Annotated in this window: 14 protein-coding genes and 4 pseudogenes; 6 read left to right on the forward strand and 12 right to left on the reverse strand. The window is 67.5% G+C overall.

Translation table 11 applies throughout. The features are described 5' to 3' along the window. Window positions 1-284: 284 nt before the first annotated feature. Window positions 285-674 (reverse strand): hypothetical protein, encoded by a 390-nt coding sequence (locus tag ACIP4Z_RS23290; RefSeq protein WP_391045273.1) that lies wholly within the window; start codon window positions 672-674, stop codon window positions 285-287. A 255-nt stretch (window positions 675-929) separates the two neighbouring features. Between ACIP4Z_RS23290 and ACIP4Z_RS23295 the strand changes: the two genes are divergently transcribed. Both ACIP4Z_RS23295 and ACIP4Z_RS23300 read left to right on the forward strand, forming a co-directional pair. Next, entirely contained in the window at window positions 930-1,337 is a 408-nt protein-coding gene (locus ACIP4Z_RS23295; RefSeq protein ID WP_401311046.1) for a DUF3224 domain-containing protein, read from the forward strand. 142 nt (window positions 1,338-1,479) lie between these two features. After that, window positions 1,480-2,046, forward strand: a pseudogene (locus ACIP4Z_RS23300) (transposase family protein); the annotation flags it as partial. Window positions 2,047-2,178: 132 nt separating this feature from the next. On the opposite strand, the gene ACIP4Z_RS23305 reads toward ACIP4Z_RS23300, so the two are convergent. The 3 genes and pseudogenes from ACIP4Z_RS23305 to ACIP4Z_RS23315 form a co-directional block, all read right to left on the reverse strand. Further along, entirely contained in the window at window positions 2,179-2,514 is a 336-nt protein-coding gene (locus ACIP4Z_RS23305) for a hypothetical protein (RefSeq protein WP_401311049.1), read from the reverse strand. A gap of 646 nt (window positions 2,515-3,160) precedes the next feature. Further along, window positions 3,161-3,301: pseudogene (locus tag ACIP4Z_RS23310) on the reverse strand (IS5/IS1182 family transposase); the annotation flags it as partial. A gap of 84 nt (window positions 3,302-3,385) precedes the next feature. Next, on the reverse strand, window positions 3,386-3,667 hold the full coding sequence (locus ACIP4Z_RS23315; protein WP_401311306.1) for a hypothetical protein: 282 nt from the start codon (window positions 3,665-3,667) through the stop codon (window positions 3,386-3,388). On the opposite strand from ACIP4Z_RS23315, the gene ACIP4Z_RS23320 reads away from it, so the two are divergent. Together ACIP4Z_RS23320 and ACIP4Z_RS23325 are read left to right on the forward strand one after the other, a co-directional pair. Beyond that, window positions 3,644-4,045 carry a transposase gene (locus ACIP4Z_RS23320; RefSeq protein WP_401311052.1) on the forward strand — a complete coding sequence of 134 codons (402 nt, stop codon included), beginning with the start codon at window positions 3,644-3,646 and terminating at the stop codon, window positions 4,043-4,045. The genes ACIP4Z_RS23315 and ACIP4Z_RS23320 overlap by 24 nt on opposite strands. Before the next feature lie 70 nt (window positions 4,046-4,115). Further along, complete coding sequence (locus ACIP4Z_RS23325; protein ID WP_401311055.1) at window positions 4,116-4,445, forward strand: hypothetical protein; 330 nt, start codon at window positions 4,116-4,118, stop codon at window positions 4,443-4,445. Window positions 4,446-4,456: 11 nt separating this feature from the next. Here ACIP4Z_RS23325 and ACIP4Z_RS23330 read toward each other — a convergent pair. Both ACIP4Z_RS23330 and ACIP4Z_RS23335 read right to left on the reverse strand, forming a co-directional pair. Beyond that, window positions 4,457-4,557: pseudogene (locus ACIP4Z_RS23330) on the reverse strand (IS5/IS1182 family transposase); the annotation flags it as partial. Window positions 4,558-4,809: 252 nt separating this feature from the next. Next, window positions 4,810-4,928 (reverse strand): annotated as a pseudogene (locus ACIP4Z_RS23335) (transposase); the annotation flags it as partial. A 502-nt stretch (window positions 4,929-5,430) separates the two neighbouring features. On the opposite strand from ACIP4Z_RS23335, the gene ACIP4Z_RS23340 reads away from it, so the two are divergent. Together ACIP4Z_RS23340 and ACIP4Z_RS23345 are read left to right on the forward strand one after the other, a co-directional pair. Continuing rightward, a complete protein-coding gene (locus ACIP4Z_RS23340) occupies window positions 5,431-6,453 on the forward strand; it encodes a hypothetical protein (RefSeq protein WP_401311058.1) in 1,023 nt (340 codons plus the stop codon). Window positions 6,454-6,706: 253 nt separating this feature from the next. Beyond that, a complete protein-coding gene (locus ACIP4Z_RS23345) occupies window positions 6,707-7,948 on the forward strand; it encodes a tol-pal system YbgF family protein (RefSeq protein ID WP_401311060.1) in 1,242 nt (413 codons plus the stop codon). Window positions 7,949-8,310: 362 nt separating this feature from the next. On the opposite strand, the gene ACIP4Z_RS23350 is transcribed toward ACIP4Z_RS23345, so the two are convergent. The 6 genes from ACIP4Z_RS23350 to ACIP4Z_RS23375 all read right to left on the reverse strand — a co-directional run bounded on the left by ACIP4Z_RS23350 (window position 8,311) and on the right by ACIP4Z_RS23375 (window position 15,151). Next, window positions 8,311-10,077, reverse strand: a complete 1,767-nt coding sequence (locus ACIP4Z_RS23350) for a thiamine pyrophosphate-binding protein (RefSeq protein WP_401311063.1) — start codon at window positions 10,075-10,077, stop codon at window positions 8,311-8,313. Then, complete coding sequence (locus ACIP4Z_RS23355; protein ID WP_401311066.1) at window positions 10,070-10,909, reverse strand: hypothetical protein; 840 nt, start codon at window positions 10,907-10,909, stop codon at window positions 10,070-10,072. Before ACIP4Z_RS23355 ends, ACIP4Z_RS23350 begins: the two co-directional genes overlap by 8 nt. Continuing rightward, entirely contained in the window at window positions 10,902-11,663 is a 762-nt protein-coding gene (locus ACIP4Z_RS23360; protein WP_355350263.1) for a hypothetical protein, read from the reverse strand. The genes ACIP4Z_RS23355 and ACIP4Z_RS23360 overlap by 8 nt, the downstream gene beginning before the upstream one ends. A gap of 255 nt (window positions 11,664-11,918) precedes the next feature. After that, a complete protein-coding gene (gene mdlC, locus ACIP4Z_RS23365) occupies window positions 11,919-13,472 on the reverse strand; it encodes a benzoylformate decarboxylase (RefSeq protein WP_401311069.1) in 1,554 nt (517 codons plus the stop codon). Then, window positions 13,463-14,152, reverse strand: a complete 690-nt coding sequence (locus ACIP4Z_RS23370) for a hypothetical protein (protein WP_355350257.1) — start codon at window positions 14,150-14,152, stop codon at window positions 13,463-13,465. Before ACIP4Z_RS23370 ends, mdlC begins: the two co-directional genes overlap by 10 nt. Before the next feature lie 9 nt (window positions 14,153-14,161). Next, complete coding sequence (locus ACIP4Z_RS23375) at window positions 14,162-15,151, reverse strand: UbiA family prenyltransferase (RefSeq protein ID WP_401311072.1); 990 nt, start codon at window positions 15,149-15,151, stop codon at window positions 14,162-14,164. Window positions 15,152-15,472: the final 321 nt, after the last annotated feature.

Consider the following 15,472-nt stretch of genomic DNA (forward strand, 5'->3'; position numbering starts at 1 on the left):
GACACGCCCGATGGCCGCCAACGTCTTGAACTGATACGGGCCCGCACCCACAGGTTGGTCGACATGGCACCTGGGTGCGGGCCCCCGCGGGGAACGGTCACGGCGGCCGTTCCCCGAACGGAACCTCTGAGGCTGGTGTGATGGGAGGGAGCGGAGCCGCGACGCTGATCAGCGTCTCCGCCCCGGACCCACCGAAAACGCTCGGAACCTTGATCGTTCTCATGTTCTCCAGGGGCACCTTGACCCAGGGTCTTGCCTGATTCGGAGGAACCGAGGGCTCACCTCTAAAAGCAGAACCAGCCGTTCTGCACGAAACCCTCCGCGTTCACGTTGCCCCAGGCGAAGCCGCGCACGTACTCGCTGCCGAACTCCGCATAGTTCTGGTGCACGGTGAACGTTTGTCCGTAAGTGAGATGGTTGAACGGCGTGCCACCGTAGGAGCTACGGACATCGAGGGTCTGAGCGCACACGGTCATGCGCTGACCTATGTTGCCGTCGTTCGCCCAGAGGTAGGGGCCGCCGGCATAGGCGGCGGACTGGGTGACGGTGAGCATTACCGCCGTGAATACGGCGGTGAGAGAGCTTCCGAGGATGGCACGCCGCGCCAACCGCCGGGGACGACGGTCCGTGCGCAGGGTCGGTTCGAACTGCTGACGTAACGCTGACGCGACCATGGGGTTGTCTCCTTGTCTCGGGGACTTACGGCACGGACACAGTAAAGGGACAGGCAGGCGTGCGACAGCCACCCGGGCCGGTAACCGACAGGGTCAAGCCACCTTCGAGTATCGGTAGCCGATGAACTGCCATGGCCTCCCCTTGATGATTGAGGTTCCGAAACAGGCATTTAGCTTGTTCTTTAAGGTCTCCTTGGGGGCTGGGGTTGCCTCAGGTGCTGCTTGATTGTCAGACCCCCTCGGTACGGTCGACGCATGAGAGCTACGGCAACCTTCACCGTCAAAGCGTTCGTCCCTACCGAGCTGAAGCCCGGGCCAGCCGTATCCACGGCGCTGCCGGTCGGTGTCGCGACCATGGAGAAGCACTACGAGGGGGAGGCAACCGGCCGCTCGGCGACCTTGTTCACTGCCGCGTTCGACCAGACGACCGGCGTGGGCACGTACATTGCCATGGAGTCGTTCGACGGATCGCTGCACGGTCGGCAGGGTTCCTTCAACTTCGCGCACTCGGCGACAACGTCTGGCAACGACCGCACTGCGGAGTTCTTCACCATCGTGCCCTCAAGCGGCACCGGCGAGTTGGCGGGGATCGTTGGCGCTGGCGGGATGGCTGTGGAGGCTGACGGCACGCACCGTATCTGGTTCGACTACCAGCTCGGCTGAGCGGCAGGCTTTGGAACGGAGCCGCCTGACATCCGTTGGCCTTCCTTCTCCTGACCGGCCGGGTGGTCACTCCTCTTACCGACGCCGAACGACGCTCCGAACGTGATCACTCGTACGGGGATTCCTCGGGCATGAACACGGCCGGCTGGTGGTGACGCTGATCCATCTGCGGCACGACCTGCCGCACTCGGTGCTGGAGCTGCTGTTCGGCGTCGACCGGTCCACCGTTGCCCGGGCGATCGGAGAGACGCGCACGCTCCTGGTGGAGCGGGGGTGCGCAGTTCCCGACAACCCCGGCCTGCGGCTTCGGACGCTGATGGATGTGTTTGCCTACGCCCGGGCCGAAGGCGTTGAGCTGCGTTTGGACGCCACCGAGGTTCAGGTCCGCCGGCCACCGGTCGGCCGCGGCGGACGGCGCGCGTTCGTCTCGGGCAAGAAGAAGCAGTTTACCTGGGCCTGAGCCGCGACCACCGTGGGCAAACGATCACGCCTCCGAGAAAACCCCGCCCGGGGGCACTACCCGGCAGAGCGGAACAGTGGGAACGAGACCGCCACCGCCACGCGTCCGACCGAATCACCGTCGGACCCGCCCCTCGCCGATCACAAACGCTGGAAGCAGCTCCATGGCTGGACCCATCGTCGTGACCGCCTCCCCGACACCTACCGAGCCATCGCAGGCATCGTCTCCGACCGCAACATCCCTGCCTGAAATCGGGCCATGCACGGTGCAGGCGGTCACCCAGGTCGTCCACACCGAACGAATCGGGGGAGCAGGAACTCGCAGCCGCGGACTTGGCGCGTGGGCCGTCTCCTCCACGCGCCTGTGGCGGAAGGTTCCGGATCAGGACTGAAGGATCTCCTGGATGCCGGGAACAGGTCCCACTGCCAGGTCTTCGATGACGAGGATGAGGAAACAGTCCGCGAGGGCGGAGGCGTTCCCCTCCGCGGACTCCCCGGCGAGCGTGTCCTCCGGGACGAACTCCGTCTCCCAGGTCCGGGCTGACTGCCATTGATCTGATTCCACCGTCCCCCGGACGCGGATCGGCCACCCCGTCCCCGTGCCCTGCGCGTCGACGATGCGGAGGGCGCCTGCCTGTGGGGAATGACCGGTTAGACCTTTCATCTTCTCCGCGACGAGCCGCGTTGTCTCGGCGGGTGGGAATTCTTCGCCTACCATGCCGCCACTGTACCTTCTTCGAACTGCGGTCCGGCAGTTTTCCGCAGATGCCGAGTTGTCAGCACGTCGGCTGGACTTCACCGCGATGGAGCGTTATCGAGTTTTCGTGGTAGGCGGTGATGATCCCCTTGATGCCGGTGGACCCGTAGCTGTTGAACTGGACCACAACCCGGAACTGACCTTCGCAGGGGGCCAGGTCACGGAGGATGAACGCTATGGAATTTCCCCCTTGCGGGACAGTAGAGGTGAAGTATGCCAACGTGTTGGCAATATCCTCGTCGACGTGGGCGGACCAGTGCTTGGAATGAATGTGGTTGAAACCCCAGGTGCTGCTTCCACACCGAAGCGGTACAAGTGCGTACGGCACGTGAGGCGCGTACCACTTAACGATGTGCCCCGCTGTCTGGCCGTTGCACGCGGTCGGGCTGAGCACTGCTGGCTGGACCGGCGCCGCTTGCGCGGCGGTGGATACACCTCCGGAAATGATCATCGGTTGTCGGGCTGGCTGCACCAATGGATCAAGATGTATCCAGAATGCACTTGCGTGATGACCTCTTCGCGGCTCTGCAGGTCGAGTATGGCGCACATCTATCGGCGAGACGGGCGACGTCCTGTATGGGGCGTCACTTACATCGGCTAACAACGGCTAACGCAACGAGCCGAGTTGGCGGTGGGTGATGAGGCAGCAGGCGAGTTTGAGGAACGCTTCGTGGATGTCGGCTCGCCGCTCCCCTCGGATGCGCAGACGTCGGAAGCCGTGCAGCCACGCAAAACTCCGCTCGACCACCTGGGGCGTGTTTTGAAAGTCGGCTCTGTTCGTCGTCCCATGCCGTGATGATCACGGTGTGGGGCGAGGGGATCTTTCTGACGATCAGTGGGCGGTGCTGAAGCCGTTGTACTGCAGGCTCGGGCGGATGCGGCAGGTCTGATCACGTGGGAGGTCAACGTCGACTCCACGATCTGCCGGGCCCATCACCACGTCGCAGGCGCCCGCCGGGACGGACATGCTCAGAAGAAACCGCCCGGCGGAACCCGCACGGAGCCCGACGACCACGGTCTGGGCCGGTTCCAGGGCGGCTTCACCACCTAGAATCATCTGGCGTGCGAGCAAGGCCAACGGCCGCTGTCTTTGCTGGTCACCGCCGGACAGCATGGTGACAGTCCTCAGTTCGCCGCCGTCCTGGACGGAATCCGAGTACCCCGCACCGGGCCGGGCCGTCCCCGTGTCCCACCTCTGCGGGTGCGGGGTGACAAGGCGTACTCCTCCCGCGCCAATCGGGCCTACCTGCGAAAGCGTGGGATCCGCTGCACCATCCCGGAGCCGACCGACCAGGTCGCCAACCGCAAACGGCGCGGGAGGGCCGGCGGGCAGCCTCCGGCCTTCGGCCGCGAGGACGACAAGGCCCGGCACGCGGTCGAGTGCGGGATCAACCGGCTCAAGCGCAACCGGGCGGTCGCCACCCGGTTCGGTAACCTCGCCGTCCGCTTCGAAGCCACCGTCCTGATCGCCGCGATCAGCGAATGGCTGTGACCCCTGAACTGTCAGTTCCACGTGCCATGCTGACCACGGCCAAGGTGAACCGGGCGAGGGAGAGACGACGATGGGGGCTCAGTACTACGGCGCCGACAGCGAGAACGGCGACCGCATCGACGACCCCTCCGAGGACGCGCTGTACATGATGCTCAGCGACCTCAACGACTCCGACAACACCTTCGTGGTCGTCCAGCCCGACGAGGACGACCCCGTCTGGTTCGCCTCCGTGGCCGTCCTGGACGAAGGCGGCTACGAGATCGTCCGCCGCGACACCACCCGCAACGAGCACGACGTCACCACGGCGAACAGCATCAACGACATCGCCCGCGACCTCACCATCTGGATGGCCGCCCGCGACTTCCCCGGACGGCCAACCAGACAGGCCACCGACTTGTAAAACGCGGCCTTGCGGTAGGTGCCCAGTCGGTGCCGTGCAGGGTGCCGCGGCGGGCGATCGCGGGCACGATGCCACGTGCGCTGACCTGGGCGCTGTAGATGTCGTGGTCGTAGGTTGGGGCGCAGTCCCGCCGCAGGCTTGAACCGGTTCCGGTGAAGGTCGAGGGCTTGCGTTCGAACGCCGTGCGTCTGGCCGCATGTGGTTGGCTGGCCGAGGACAGGCCGGAGACATTCAGCGTCCCTGCCAGCCCGAGGCGGCGGCATGACCGTGGTCATCGTCTGGGCGCTGTCGGTGCGCCGTTCGTAGTCTCGGGCCAGGCAGCGCGAGCGCATCAGGCCCGCGAACGTCCGCTCCAGCAGCCTGCGCGCCCGGCCTCGCGGTCGGTGACCGATGCCGCCGTGACCATCACGGTCAGCAGCAGCCCGAGCGTGTCCACCATGATGTGCCGCTTGCGGCGGTGACCTTCTTCGCAGCGTCGGAGCCGCTGGAGCCGTTCCCCGGCTGGGCGTCGCTGCTGTCCGGGGCGGGCTCAGAGATCGCAGCTGAGGAGGCGGCGGGTCGGGCGTGACACGAATGGGTGAATCCAATTGGCATATGCGGAGGCGGGCAATATCTGTGCCTCGGGCAGGGCACGAGTACGCAGTAGGAAACGCGCCGTTCGTTATGTTTGTCGCCGTTGTGTGGTTCCCGGCGGAGGCGTGGTCCGGTGCGACGGGAGTGTGCCGATGGAAAGGGCTGCCGAGACATGCAGAGGTCGTGCAGGACGGAGCACTGGCAGGTAGCGGCTGGCCTGGAAAGCCGGGAGGAGATCACCGTCTTCGCGACGGTCCGTCACCCCGTCCGGGGGCTCGTCCATTGCCGGGCGGCGGAGTTCCTGGGAGGGGCTCTCCAGCGGGAAGGCTGGTCTGTGCGTTATGAGGACGAATCTCCTCCGCTTCTGTCGAGCTTCCCGGACGGGGCCGGTCATGCTGCGGCAGGAGTCCAGGTGCTGTCCTACTTGCAACGTGACCGGCAGGCGGCAGGGTTGGCAGGGGCGGCTCCTTCTGGTGGGGCCTCGATCGCGTTGCAGGGGGCGCTGGCTTCCTGGCGGGCTGTGATGCGGACTCGCCAGTTCGTGGTCGCGGAAGGTGATCCTTTGTGCGGGGGTGCCGTGCGCGCCCAGGCTCTGCTGGACGGGGCCTTGTCGGCCGGTGGCGGCCAGGTGCGAATTCTGGCCGGCACGATGCCGCACTATTCAGCCGGTGCCGGTGATGAAGGACACTCCGCGTTGTCGACGGACGAACTCGACCGAGTGGCGTCGGGCACCCGTGTGGTGATCGGGCCGGCTGGCGTGGCCCCAACTGTGCGAGCCTCCCTGGTCCGCCAGGGGCTGCGTGTTATTGATGCGACCTGTCCGCTGGTGACGGCCGCCCAGGCCGAGGTCCGCAGATTCGCCGCGCACGGCGAAAGCGTCCTTCTCATCGGACCTCGGGACAGTGCCGTGCTGCCCGGCATGGTCGGGCAGGCTCTCGACGCGGTCCGGACGGTGCACGATGTCGCCGAAGCAGGAGACATCCGGGTGGAGGCCCCCGGCCGTGTGGCGGTGGTGACCGCGCCGGGGACCCCGGGCGAGCGGAACCGGATGGTCGCCGAGGCGGTGCGGGGCGCACTGGGGCATGTGCTGCCCCAGGACCCGACCACGTACTGCCACGCCGCCAGCGATCGGGAGCACGCCCTGCTCAGACTGGCCGCATCCAGCGATGCCGTCCTGGTCCTGGGACGCCAAAACTCCCCCACTCTGGCCAGCCTGAGGAATTCCGGTGTGCGGGCGTACGGGGCAGCTCGCAGTGCAGAGGTGAGGCCCGCGTGGCTGGCGGGAGCCGCCGCGGTCGGCATCGTCGCGGCCCCTGGAGCCAGCCCCGCTCTCATGGCCGACACGCTGCGGGCATTGACGGGTCTGGGGCCGTCGGCCGTGACCCGACAGGTTACGACCACCCTCGTGGACCGGGGCGACACGGAGAGCGGCTGACCGTCAGCTGGCCCTCTGCGCCCCGGCGTGCCGGTGTGTACCGCATGGGTGGGGCGTGCGGCTGCCCGCGCAATGTGTTCATCACGTGGTGCAGCCGGGGCGGGGACATCCCGAGGTGCTGACTGAGGTTCTGGCGGGTATGTGTTCTGTTCCCCCTAAAGTCGGAAAAGAGAGGGGATGCATCTCAATGGGTCGATTGCCCAACGTGCGGCTGCGAGCTCTCTTACGCGAGGCGAACATGACAGCCGGACATTTGTCCAGGGCCGTCAACCAGGCAGGCGGCGAAGTCGGCTTGGCCCTGCATTACGACCGTACGTCCGTCTCGCACTGGCTTTCCGGAACTCGTCCTCCGGAACCGGTGCCTTCCCTGGTGGCCGAGGTCCTCTCTCGCGCGCTGGGACGGCAGGTCACTGCTGCGGACACCGGTCTTCTGAACGGTAACGCTCCGGTCGCCACCCGCCAGTCGGACGACCTCGGCCTGTCCTTGGTGCGGCTGGCTCGCCCGCCCACGAAAGAACTCGCGGATTCCAGCGTCTACACGACCCTCCTTGAACTGGACGCGGCCGAGGGAAACTTCGCTATACCACTGGCGCCATCAGTACCGCACGCCCGGGAGGCCGAGCCCACCTCGGTGTCGGCCACGGAGTTGATGCTTCCCGTCTTCGCCCGGATCGACATGGCTTTCGGCGGGGGAGCGGCCCGCCAAGCCCTATCCTCCTACTTGGCCGTCGACATCACGCCGCGGTTAGTCCTGAGGATGCCTCCGGGACGCCGCGACCGTTTTCTGCGCACCGCCTCGCGACTCACCTATCTCGCCGGGTACATGCACTTCGACGACAACATGAACGGAATAGGGCAGTCGTATTACCAGACTGCCGTTCGCATGGCGGCCGCGTCAGCGGACCTGCGCACTTATACGACCGTCCTGCGGGCGATGAGCATCCAGGCTCTGCATTTGGGCCATCGGTCTCTGGCCCTGGACATCGCTGAGGCCGCAGCTCGGCACAACACAGACCTCCCGCCGGGGCAAGCCGTACTGCTTACCTCCCAGTGGGCACTCACCCTGGCGGCGAACGGTCAGCGCCGCAAGGCCTTCGCGGAACTGCGCCGGGCTGAACAGACCTTTGCCCGAGGCCCATTGAGCACGGGAACGATCGATGACTTCCACGCCGCCGCCTTCGCACACCAGAGCGCGGAGACATTCGCCTACGCGGGCGAGCCCGCCCGGGCCATCCGGGAACTTACCTCCTCGCTGAGGCAACGGCCTGCGGACGAACGCCGAGCACGTGCCCTGATCAATGCGCGGCTCGGCGGGCTGCAACTCGACCAAGGGCACCTCGAACAGGCATGCGCGGCCTGGCACCTCTTCCTTGATGACCAGGCCCACTTGCGGTCAGGTCGGATCGCCTCCGCGCTGGCTGAGATGCGGTCACGACTGCGGCCCTTCAGGCAGCAGCCCGTAGCGCGAGAAGTCCTCAACCGGAGCCACTCATAGGCGTTCGCCAGCGACGCCCCGCCGGTCGATTCACCGTAATGCCGAGCAGGTCGTCCGGAACGGGAAGGCCACGTCCAGCGGGAGCGCGAAAGCGCTGAGGGCGGCGAGGAGATCGTCGTCGGATCCGGCGAGGACGGGTCCGATGTGGAGCCGGCGCTCCCAGGTCTACTTCGCGGTCGGCGGCTCGCCGGAACGGCCCTGCGGCCACTGCCCGGTTCCCGGAAACGCGGGTCGGATCCGCACACCGGCAGTGCGGCCGATACCGGCGGGCCGTTCTCGCCGACCCCCCGGCCGAGAACGCCGGCAGGGCAGGAAGGGGCGGCCGAACGGATCCAGGGGCTTCGAAGGGCGCGCCGCTGAAGTCAGTGACCAAGGCCGGCGGAGGGGACGTGTTTGAGCCCGGCGAAGCGTCGCTGAGTGGGAGCGAGTGCTTCGGGGTCGATCAATACGTCGACAACACACGGGCCCTGGACCGTTGCGGCTTCCCGCAGGGCGTCGTGCAGAGCCTCCGGGGCGGTGACGCGGATACCGCGGGCGCCGAGGGCTTCGGCGTACTGGGCGAAGTCGGTCATGGGGAGCGAGGAGTCGGCGTAAGGCAGGCTGAGAGCTTTCGTTCCCTGTCTGCACATACCGTAACTCGCGTCGTTGAGGACGATCCACACGACGGACGCGTTGTACTGGACCGCGGTGCTGACCTCGTTCTGCATCAGCATGGCCCCGTCTCCCACCAGGGCGACGGCGCGTCTGCCGGTGGCAAGGGCCGCGCCGACCGCTCCGCAGGCGAAGTGCCCCATGGAGCCCAGGTAGAGGTTGCTCACACGCCACTGCCCCGGGCGGGAGAAGCGCAGATAGCGGTTCCCCCAGGCGAACGCGTTGCCGTTGTCCCCCATCACGAGGTCGCCCCGGTCGACGAACCGGCTCTGGATCTCGTGCAGGAGCCGGCGTGGGTGCACGAGGCGCTCTGTTCGCGGCGGTGGGGCTGAGGGAGTGTGCCTCGGTGCGGGGCCGCCGGTGTGATGCGTATTGGTGGGCGGCGCGCACATGGCGGGCGCCGCTTCCACGAGCGCGTACGCGAAGGCGGCGACGTCAGCCTCTACACGGATGAGCCGGTCGGCCGGGTAGACGTGAGGCAGGTCGTCGGGAGCGAGGTCGACCTGGATGAGCTGGGCTCGGGCGAGATACGCCTCGTCGTAGCAGGAGGCCCCGTCACCAAGCCTGCTGCCCAGCGCGATCACGAAATCCGGGTCGTGGCGCCGCAGTGCGTCGGCGACTTCGGGATCGCCCCCCAGTCCGGTCACGCCCAGGTATCGGGGACCTGCCTCGGGGAAGATGCCCTTGCCGCGGGGAGTGGACATCACCGGCGCGTCGAGACGTTCGGAGAGTTCGGCGACGGCCGCTGCTGCCCGGCGCGCGCCCCAGCCGACCCACAGCGCGCACCGACCGGCGGCCAGCCGGGAGAGGAGCGCCTGGTCAAGAGCCGGTGTGTCCGCAGCGGTGGCACGCGGAGGAGCGGACAGCGGCACGGGAAGGTGACCGCGCTGGGCCGGAACGGTCAGGGCGAGATGGTGCACATAGCCGGTGGACCGGGCGAAGCCTGCCGCGCACGCCTCCCATACGCCGGCCAGAGATTGCGGGCTGTCGAGGATGGTGACTCCCTGGACCGTCTGGTTGGGCGTGTGCAGCGTCTGCGGTGGCAGGGACAGAGGGCTCGTTTCCTGGATGGGGAATCGGCCGACATAGGCAGGATCGGTGTAGCCGCTGATCAGCAGCACCTTCGCGCCCTCGTAACGCGCCGCCATCAAGCCGGTGAGACTGTTGGTCAGACCTGGTCCCGTGGTGACGAACACAGCGACCGGACGGTCGGCGGCGATGCTCGCCTCACATGCCGCGAAGAGGGCGCCTGTCTCGTGTCGGCAGTGATAGGTGGGGACGCCGGAGGCGGAGAGGGCATCCCACATGTAGACGATGCCTCCTCCGGAGACACCGAACGTCTCTTTGACACCCAGTGCCCGGAGCATCATCACCACGCCCTGCGCGAGTGTGGAGGCGGTGCCGTCCGGGGAGGCTGGGCGAACGTCGGCCGGCCGTGCGGGGGCGGAGGTTTCTGCCTGGTCGGACACGTCAGCCACGGAAGGTCCTATCGTCGTGTTCGGCGTCGCGGTGGCGTGGACTCGTCCGGGGGGCGACTCCCCGGTAGCGCAGGGCGGAGTGCGGCAGAGAACGCAGGACAGGGGCCTGCTGTGCGGCGCCCTCGACGGCGTTGCCGATGAAGGACGGCTGAATGATCAGCATCATCATCACGGCAGCGGTGTCGGCCGCGAAGCCGAGGTCGAGCAGGACGGCGATGCCGAGGCCGCCGATGTTCACTGCCGTCTTCCTCCGCCGGGACAGCTCGGCCTCGACGTCGTAGACCAGCAACTGGTAGGTGCCGACCGGCCATTGGCGGACTCGGACGCACTGCTGGAATGCCAGCACACGTTCGTCCGCGGGTCGCAGCGGCACTCCGAAACCCGGCAGCCGGGGGTTGCGCTCCAGCAGTTCACCCACTGCGGTGGGCAGGCTCACTCCCTCCGCGGCACTCAGCCGGCTGCGCAGATCGAGCAGCATCTGTGCGCAGAGCCGGGAGGTGCCCGGGCCGGCCACACCTGTGGCGGCAAGGACGGACGCGGCGAACCCTGCCGTCGGATTGCCCCAGGACGCCGCGATGCGGCCCGCCTTGAGCGGCCAGATCCGCGGATCCGCGAGAGCGGACGACGCGGCGAGGTCGTCGAGCATCGAGCTCTCCGCGTCCGTCAGCTTGCGGTGCCCGAACACCAGCGACATCAGACTCCAGACGGACGTGGAACCGGCGAGGTCACCGGCGACCGCGTAACCGGCCAACTGGTTGTCACCCCAGCCGAACCTGCCGATCGCTGTTCTGATCTCATCAACGTTCCTGGCTTCATCAAAGGTCTCAGCCATTGCCTTCGGACTCCGGGACATAGCGGACGGGTGGCAGGTTGATGGGGTAGCGCAGCATTTCGGTCGCCGAGTGGCGTAGTACCTCAGCGGTGACTGCGGGCAGTTGAGCCATGACGATCGAGGTGATCAGTTCCTGCGGATCCCGCAGTCCGCAGCAGAACAGCAGGGCCAGCGCGCCCGCCGTGACGGTCGGAACGAAGGATCTCGGGCCGGGAAGGAGGGTCTTCGCGTCGGCGGGCACGGCCTCCCAAGCGGCTTGGTCGTCCGGTGTGCTGGCGGCGTAGGCCGCGGGCGGCGTGTCCTCGGGACCCCTCAGCCACTCCAGCCACGCCGTGTGCTCGTCGAGCACCCCTTGAGCCGATTCGGCTAGCGTGATCGCCGCGACCGACAGCACCTGAGCCGGTGGGCACGCCGTAATGCGCGCCAGCAGTGCCGCATGCGCGCCCGCGTCGGTCAGCGGGACGGGCATCAGCAACGTCCACGCGGTCTCCATCGCGACGGCCTCCGACTCGGCAGGCAGTTCTCCGCGCCAGGCGAGGAATGCCAGTTCGGAGAAGCGATAGTGCCGCGCGAGGTCGCCGAAGACGCCGTAGCCGTGCATCCGCAGCGGCACGGAGGGATCGACGACATTGCAGGTCAGCCGAGAATCCCAGGAGGTGCGTTCGAGAGGCCCGGCCTCCGTGTAGGTACGTCCGTCCGGGCTGTCGGTCGTGCTGCCTTCTGCTGACGTTGTCCCTGGTGAGTCCGACAACACAGCTCAACCATCCTCTCTCCAAGGAGTTCGGGATGCCGGTCGTATCGCGTGAAGCTCCCTCCCGGCGCTCTATTTCTGCCGCGACGGTGTCCGGAGCCAGGATTCAGGAGACCATCAATGCACAGCCTCGGACGGGAGCGCCATGCGTCGCCCGAACCGGAGGCGTTGAATGTTCCGCGGCGTTGAACGTCCACGGCTCTCCTCCCCACCGTCGTTCGCGGGGTGGGGTCGCTCGGCTGGAGGAGGACCGGGTCGTCACAGGTCGGCGACGAGAACCTTCGGACGCTTTTCGGACACTGGATGGTGCAGTAGGGCGGGCAGGGCCGCGAGGTCGACGACCTGATGCGCGGTGGCTCCGTAGCCGCGGGCCAAGGACAGGTGGTCCAGGCCCGGGATGGTCAGCCCAGGGACCATTTTTCGGCCGGTGAGCTGGGCGTACCAGTCCAGGACGGCGTAGCGATCGTTGCGCAGGACAAGGACGGTCAGCGGGAGCCGAAGAGCGGCGGCGGTCCATAGGGCGGTGATGGAGTACTGGGCCGATCCGTCGCCGATCACGGCGACCACCGGGCGGGTGGGGTCGGCGAGTTGGATGCCGACAGCTGCGGCGAGGCCGAAGCCGAGGCCGCCGTCGGGGCTGGTGTAGTAGCCGCCAGCGCGGCGGATGGTGACACGGTTCCAGAAGGTGTCCAGGGTGGAGGGGGACTCGTTGACGATGACGGTGTCGGGGGACAGGTGGGCCAGGCAGTCAAGGATCTGGTCGGCCCGGTCGGTGGGTGGAGCTGCGGCGGGGCGTCTCGGGACCAGGGGCCGGTGGCCGCCCGGGGCGGCCAGATCGGCCAGGGCGGCGAGGGCGAGGGCCGGATCGGCCAGTACGGCGTCACCTACCGGGGCGCGGGCGGCCTCGTCTGGATCGTCGGTGAGCAGGACCAGTTCACTGCCCGGGGGGATGAGGGGGCCGGGCAGGTCCAAGTAATGGCGGAAAACCGGGGCTCCGACGACCAGGATCAGGTCGTGTTCGGCGAGTGCCTGGCACAGGAGCGGCGCGGCGGGGCGGAGGACGCCCTGATAGTGGGGGTGGTCTTCGGGGAACGGACTGCGCCCTTGGGAAGGCGCAGTCCACACCGGTGTTCGGGTGCGTTCGGCAAGATGGACGGCGCTGGCGCGCCCCGCCTCGGAGTCCAGGCCGGAGCCCAGAACGAGCACGGGTCGTCTGGCCCGGTCGAGGCGGTCGGCCAGGGCGGCGAGGGTGCCCGGGGCGGGAACGGACCGGGCACTGATACGGCGGCCGGTGAGCGGGGCCGGGTCTTCGCCCTCGACGTCCCAGTCGTCCGCGGGCAGGGACAAGAACACCGGCCCTTGGGGAGGCTGCATCGCCAGGTGCCGGGCGCGGGCCAGGGCGGCCGGGACGTCCTGCGGGCGGGGCGGTTCGAAGGCCCACTTGACCGCCGGCCGGGGCAGCGTGGTGGCATCGGCGTTGGTGAGCAGCGCTTCCATGGTGACGAGGCGTCGGGTCTGCTGGCCGGCGGTGATGACCAGGGGCGCTCGGCCAGCCTTGGCTGCGAGGATGGCACCCATCGCGTTGCCGAGGCCAGGGCCGCTGTGGAGGTTCACCAGTGCCGGCCGACCTGTGGCCAGGGCATGGCCGTGGGCGGCATGGACGGCGACGGCTTCGTGCAGGGTCAGGACGTAGTTGAGGTCGCTGGGGAAGTCCTGCAGGAATCCGAGTTCGGTGGAGCCGGGGTTGCCGAAGATGGTCGTCATCCCCCATTCCCTGAGCATGTGGTGGACGATGTCGCGGATCACAGCCACTTGGTGGCCTCCTGACCGGGTAGCGCCTCGGCACCGGCACGGGCCGTTGGTACGCCGGCGCCCGCTGTCCTGCGGGAGCGGACGGCATCGCGCACGGCGAGAACGTAGAGCAGGTCAAACACGAAGATCGCGGCACACAGGAAGTGGATCAGCGAGGAGTCGCTGTAGGGGCGGCGGTAGAGCGAGAACGCCAGCGAGGCGGGGACCGTACCGAGCAGTTTGGTGACCGCGATTCCCAGGGACTGGCCGGCCAGGGTGCCGCGGTGGTGGAGCATGGTCAGGAACAGTACGGACATGGCCAGGTTCTGGCCGAAGGCGGCGTAGGCCCCCCAACGGTCGCCGAGTTCGCTGCTCAGCAGCAGAACACTCAGATAGGTGGACGCCATGGTCAGGGCGAACATCGCGTAGAAGATTCCGCGTTTCAGGGAGGGGAACTGCGCAGGCCCGAACTTGAGGGCCTGGTACACCAGAATCAGGTCGACGCAGAACCAGACGACGGTGACGGGGCGCAGCAGGTGCGGGTAGGGGTGGACGAACGCGAAGATGAACTCCCAGGAGATGTTCGCGCACAGCGCTGCCAGTGGCATGCCGTAGACGCGGTCGCGGACGCCGTGCTGGATGATCTGGACGTAGGTCGCGGTCCAGCCGATTCCGGCGGCGACGACCAGGATTGCGAACACGGTTCACTCCTACGGGCTGGTGTGCTGTCCCTGCGTCGGACGAGCCGACCGGGTTTGTTCGTAGGCCGCGCGCATGCGTTGCTGGGTGAGCCCGCTCAGAGTGAGCAGCAGCGCGAGCGCTGGCAGGCACCACCAGCCGATGCCGATGGCGAGTACGGCGCTAGTGAGCACCAGGCGTTCCAGTACCAGCACCTCATGGCCACGCAGAGCAGTCGCCTGGTCCAGAGCTCCGCGGCGGCGGTACAAGCGCCAAAATCCGAGCGCGCCCATGACGGTCGCGGCAGCTACGAGACTGCCGAACAGCAGGTGGTGCCTGGGCCTGGCAAGAAGTTCCACTGCCCACCCGATGGAGAGCGCCACCGAGTAGCTGGCTGCGGCCACAGTGAGAGCGGGCCCAGCACCGTAGCGCACGGGAAAGGTGCGATAGCCGCCGGACCGATCGCCGTCAATGTCGCGCAGAGTGCCAACCAGGTTCGAGGCGGTGTCATGAGACAGGAATGCGAGAGCGAGTGGGATGACGAGCCGCCAGTCCGGGTGGCCTGGGGCGAGCGCTCCAAAGACGAATGCCGCCGCAGTCAGGCAGCCGCGGACCAGGTTTCCGGCCAGCCCTCGCGCTTTCAACGCACCGCTGTACAGAAAAATCCCCGCACCGATCGCACCAGCGGGCAGGAGTTCGCGCGCACCCAGCACCACAGCGGTGCCACTGAAGGCCATTAGCCCCAGTCCTGCGCTGGCGAGCGCGGCCTGCTCAGCGATGCGCCCGGATGGGATGGGGCGGCCTGGCTTGGCGTGGGCGTCCAGTTCACGGTCGAGGAAATCGCCTAGGTAGTGAGCGGCGATCCAGGCGGCGGTCGGTCCCAGCCAGGCACACACCAGGCCGGCAGGAGCGGCATCTCCGGTTAACCAGGCTCCGGACAGCCCGACCAGTCCGGGATACCAGATGGTGTAGAGCCGCCACGTTTGCAGGTGCGCGACGCAGACCTGACGGTAGCGGAACAAGACGGCAGGCTCGATACGAAAACATTGAGAAGTCACGGCAGAGCGGGACATGTTGTGTCTCCCTCGGGGCGGCAGTACCGGACGTGCTGTCGGGCAGCGAGGTAATCCCGGATCAGCGCAACCGAGAACGCCGACGGACGACCTTTCGCAATCGTCCGGTACCCCACGGCCGCCAGCCTGCGGCCTTCTCTGTTCTCAGTAGTGGCGGCCGGTCCACCGGGAAGCCTTACACGATGATGGTGGCACTGGGCCGAGGAAATCGACCAGCTTTTTTTGTGACCCGCCTGTTGAAAGTTGGTCGCGTGTTGAAAGCCGCTTAGG

It is taken from the genome of Streptomyces sp. NPDC088910, assembly GCF_044749865.1.
In the GTDB taxonomy this organism is placed as follows: Bacteria; Actinomycetota; Actinomycetes; order Streptomycetales; family Streptomycetaceae; genus Actinacidiphila.